The organism is Streptomyces dysideae (assembly GCF_001514305.1).
Classification (GTDB): Bacteria; Actinomycetota; Actinomycetes; order Streptomycetales; family Streptomycetaceae; genus Streptomyces; species Streptomyces dysideae.
In genome coordinates this window covers 1-4,770 of record NZ_KQ949163.1, presented here as the reverse complement: position 1 = coordinate 4,770, position 4,770 = coordinate 1, and the positions used below count along the sequence as shown (strand labels likewise).

Genomic DNA, 4,770 nt, shown 5'->3' with positions numbered 1-4,770 from the left:
TTTCCTAAGACTCGGGACACTAGAAGGCTGCTGAAAATCTCGGGTTCTGGCCCCGGCTCGGTGGAGTCGGGGCCAGTCTTGTAGGCATGCAGGGCGAATGGGCCGGGGAGATGGTCGGGCCGGATGTGTGGGAGACCTGCCGGGAGTTGATCCCGGCAGGCAGTGTGTTCGCATTCCTGGCCGAGCATCGCGAGGTGCTGTTCCCGCCGGGGATGTTCGCGGACATGTATCCGTCGTCCAACGGCCGTCCGAGTCTGCCGCCGCAGGCGCTGGCCGCGACGGTGGTGCTGCAGAGCCTGCACGGGCTGTCGGACTTCGAGACGGTCCAGGAATTGCGGTGTGACCTGCAGTGGAAGGCCGCCTGCGGGCTCGGCCTGTACGACACCGCGTTCGATCCGTCGTTGCTGACGTACTTCCGGCGCCGTCTGCGTCACTCGGCCGATCCGATGCGGATCTTCACCAAGGTGAAGGAAGTCGTGGCCGCGACCGGTGTGCTCAAGGGCAGGCAGCAGCGCGCGCTGGACTCCACCGTGCTCGATGACGCGGTGGCCACCCAGGACACCGTCACCCCCAGATCATCTCCGCCATCCGCCGGGTGATCCGCGAGGTCCCCGGCGCCGGGCAGGTGGCCGCGGAGCACTGCCGGGCGCACGACTACACCGACCCGGGCAAGCCGAAGATCGCCTGGGACGACGAGCAGGCGCGCGCCGCGCTGGTGGACGCGCTGGTCACCGATGCCCTCAACCTGCTCGGGCGCCTGCCCGAGCAGAATCTGGGCGAGAGGGCGGCGAACGCGGTCGGCCTGCTGGCCCTGGTCGCCGGCCAGGACGTGGAGCCGGCCGAGGACTCCGACGGGCGCGACGGCCGTTGGCGCATCGCCAAGCGCACGGTGGCGGACCGGACGGTGTCCACCGTCGATCCCGACACCCGGCACATCCACAAGAACCGCACCCGCCACCAGGACGGCTTCAAAGGGCATGCGTCCTTCGAGCCGGAGACCGGGCTGTTCACGGCCGTCGCCCTGACCAGCGGCTACGGTCCCGGCAATCACGAGGCTGCCGTCGCCTGCGATCTTCTGGAGGGGGAGGACGGCGAGTTAACCGTGCTCGGCGACCTGCGCGCACAACTGCAGGCCGACGGCCACACCCTGGTGATCAAGCCGCCACCGCTGCGGCAGGCCGTCCCCGGCGGCTTCACCATCGACGACTTCCACATCGACCAGGCCGCCGGCACCGCGACCTGCCCGGCCGGACACACCGCCAACCTCGGCCAGATCAAGGCGGACGGCGCCCGCACCGCACAGTTCAAGCGTGTCTGCACCGGCTGCCCCCTGCGAGAGCGCTGCATCACCTCCAAGACCGGACGCACCCTCAACGTCCACCCCCAGTACGAACTGCTGGCCGCCGCCCGGTCCCAGGCCGCCACCGACACCGGCTGGCAGGACGAATACCGCCGATGGCGGCCACCCGTCGAACGCGCCATCGCCTGGCTCGTCGCCAAGGGCAACCGCCGGGTTCCCTACCGAGGCGTCATCGCCAACAACATCTGGCTCCACCACCGCGCCGCCGCCCTCAACCTCCGCCGACTGATCACCCTCGGACTCACCCGCACCAACACCACCTGGCACCTCGCCCCGGCCACCACATAGCGAAAAGGGCCGCCCAGCCTCCGGCCGGACAGCCCCACAACAAGATTTTCAGCAGCCTTCTAGACAGTACGCGGGCCGGCGGGGGCGTCGACGTCCAGGCCGTCGACGAGGCGCCTGCCGTCCTCAAGGAGCTGCTGCGCGGCGTCCAGTACGGTCGCGGCCAGCGCGGCGCCGAGGTCGTCCTCGGTTTCCGCGTTCCTTGCCCGGCCTGGCCACCGCCGGGGCCCGGCACGTGCGACGAGCCTGCCACCCGCGCGGGTCCCTGCCGTCCGACGACTTGCTGCCGATTTCGTACGGCCCGGCCGTCTTTGCCTGCACGGCCGCAGAGTGTCAGTGCTGCGCCGTAGCGTTGTGGCCCATGAACTTCCAGTACATACCGCCGGTTCCGGCAGAACAGATCCGGCAGCTGCCCACGCGGGATGTTGCACTCCTTCTCCTGCGGCACCTCGCCAGCGGCACCGGATATCTGCAGTACGTGAGCACCATGAACTCGGCTCGGCAGGCGTTCCAGGAAGAGCCGGATGCGGCCGCGCTCGTGAACCGGCTGTCCGATGCCTGGTGCTGGCTGGAGGCTCAGGCGTTGCTGACCCGGGAGCCCAGCCAGTCCGAGGCCTTCCGCCGGATCTCCCGCGACGGCAGGGACCTGGCGAAGGACCCGCAGGGCATCACGAGGTTCGAGGCCCGCGAACGACTGTCCGGCCCGCTCCACCCGGACCTGGAAGGCACGGTGCGCACCAACTTCGACCTGGGTGACTACGAGACGGCGTGCTTCGCCGCGATGAAGGCGGTCGAGGTCGCCGTCCGCGACGCCTCCGGACTCGACAACTCCCTGGTCGGAGTGAAGCTGATGCGGGAAGCGTTCCGGCCTCACGAGAACGGCAAGACCGGCGGTGCGCTCGCCGACGCGGAAGCCGAGGGCGGAGAACAGGCGGCCACCGCCAACCTGTTCGCGGGCGCCATGGGCGCCTACAAGAACCCTGCCAGCCACCGCACCGTCGACTTCGACGACCCGATCGAGGCGGCAGAGATCATCCAGTTCGCCGACCTGCTGCTGCGCCAGGTCGAACGCGCCAAGCGCCGCCAGGCCTCGCCAACGACATAGATCCGTACACGGCGCCGGGGCGGGACTGGGTCACCCGGCCCGGCGGAAGCGGCACCCTACAAGGGTTCCTCACGACTCTCATCCACCCGCTCCCGGGCCCTCCTGGTCTGCTCACGCAGGACGCGGGTCCACGTTTCCATGAAGCCAGCTGCGCCGGTCCCGTCTCCAGGGATCCGGAAGAGGACGGGGTCTTCCGCAAGCTGCTCCATGAGCGTCTCGTACAGCCCGTCGAAGAGCGGCTCGAGACAGACGGCCAGGCCCTCGGCGAAGTGCCTGGGGGAGGGGCTCAGAGAGATGACGTGGTCCAGGACCGGGAACATGCCCCACTCGTCGATCCGTGCCCGCAAAGCGGCCAGCGCCGGTGTATCCGGCATGAACAAGGCGTGCATCGCGTACAGCCCGTAGAACATCCGCAGCCCGAGCAGCACCGTCCGGGCCCGCAGCAACTGCTCATCGCTGGCCTGCTGAACCGGCCCCAGCACGTCCGCGCGCTGCTGGAGCAGCCCCCAGTCCACCGGCGGACTCTCGCCGCGCTCCACCGCCCCCAGCATCTGCGCCCAGTCCTCGGCCGTCAGCCCGAACCAGCCGTAGGCGGCGAACGCCTCCGCCAGCGCATCCGCCCCCACCTCCTGCGCCCCCAGACCGATCGCCGCGACCAGGTGCACTACCCCCTTGAAGTCCGGCCCGTCCGGCACATCCTCGTCGGCCTCAAGCGCCGCGCGCACCAGGGCGGGATTGGCAGCCCCGCGGTACGGCCGTGCCGCGATAAGCCGGCCGGCGACCTCGTACAGTGCATCGGCTGCTTCTTCACCCGCCCCAGCCGCACCGCGTGCGACCTCCAGCAGCCGATGCGACATCGTCCCCCGCAGCACCCACACCACGGCCTCACGCACAGCGGCCACCGGCGGCTCCGGCACCTGCACCGCTCCCGGCTGCGCAGCCATGCCCGCCTCGGCGAACCACTCCAGCACCGCCAACCGCCGATCCCGCCCTTGGCGAAGATGCCGCGCCAGCGCCGCGGCGCTCTCCACTACCACCGGATCGACCACGTCCACCACCGTCCCCCGGCCACGCCCGAGCCCACGCCGCCGGTGCCGCGGCAACAACCCCGCCCGCCGCTCTCCAACTGGCTGGCCGTCACCACCACCCCCCGCGCGGCAAGTTCGCCAATCACCCGCAGATCAGCCGGACTCGGTGCTCCTCGTGCCATGCCCACCATTACAACCCCGAGAAGTGCAGTTCTCTGCGGACTTGAGGCTTTGGCTCACTGGTCCCAGCACCGCAGCCCGCGGCCGCCGCACCCTGCCGAACGAAGGACACCCACCATGGCGAAGAAGAACCGCACCCCCTCCACTCATCACCAGGACCACGTGGCCCCCACCCCCGTCTCATGGCGGCACCACGTCTCCGTAGCGCTCCTCATCGGAGCCGTCCGCCACATCGGGACCCTCCTGGCCGGCCTCGCAGTGGCCTGGTGGAGGCACGACTGACACCTGCCGCCCGGCTGGCCCCGCCCGAACACGAAGAGAAACTCAACGCCTGTGCGACCGAACCCAACTGACATCACCTCACTCACCCGGACACGCCACAGCCCGCCTCTGCCATCTCCGTCAACCGGCACACTCTCGGACCCGGATTCACCAAAAGTTCTACAATGAAGGAAACAGCCGACCACTCACCCCGGCCACCCCATCACGCAGCCAGCCGCCCGCGAATGCGGGCCAGGTCCGGGAGCGCAGCGGACGGACCCCAAGGCTCCTCCCAGGAGCGCAGCGACGAAGGAGCCGCCGGCTCGAAGCGCAAGCGGAGAGTCGGAAGGGCACCAGCCCAACCTCCGGATACAGCCAAAGTCCTGACAGAAGGAAACAGGGTTCGAAGCGCAGCGCAGAACCCAACTCCTCGCACCGCGAGGAGTCCCACTCCGCCACCCGCGCGCAGCGCGGGGCTTCACTCCAACTCCCGCGCGCAGCGCGGGAGTTCCCTCAGAGCCTGCGCAGCAGGCTCTGACCCGCTGCGCGGG

3 protein-coding genes and 1 pseudogene are annotated in these 4,770 nt (G+C 69.8%); 3 read left to right on the top strand and 1 reads right to left on the bottom strand.

The genetic code is table 11. The annotated features are described in order from the left end of the window. Window positions 1-86 precede the first annotated feature (86 nt). Window positions 87-1,648, top strand: a pseudogene (locus tag AQJ91_RS48050) (IS1182 family transposase). Window positions 1,649-2,006: 358 nt separating this feature from the next. After that, on the top strand, window positions 2,007-2,750 hold the full coding sequence (locus AQJ91_RS48045; protein ID WP_067036677.1) for a TIGR02391 family protein: 744 nt from the start codon (window positions 2,007-2,009) through the stop codon (window positions 2,748-2,750). 56 nt (window positions 2,751-2,806) lie between these two features. Here AQJ91_RS48045 and AQJ91_RS48040 read toward each other — a convergent pair whose 3' ends face one another. Beyond that, complete coding sequence (locus AQJ91_RS48040; RefSeq protein WP_159054844.1) at window positions 2,807-3,799, bottom strand: hypothetical protein; 993 nt, start codon at window positions 3,797-3,799, stop codon at window positions 2,807-2,809. Window positions 3,800-4,075: 276 nt separating this feature from the next. On the opposite strand from AQJ91_RS48040, the gene AQJ91_RS54250 reads away from it, so the two are divergent. Then, a complete protein-coding gene (locus tag AQJ91_RS54250) occupies window positions 4,076-4,240 on the top strand; it encodes a hypothetical protein (protein WP_159054843.1) in 165 nt (54 codons plus the stop codon). Window positions 4,241-4,770: the final 530 nt, after the last annotated feature.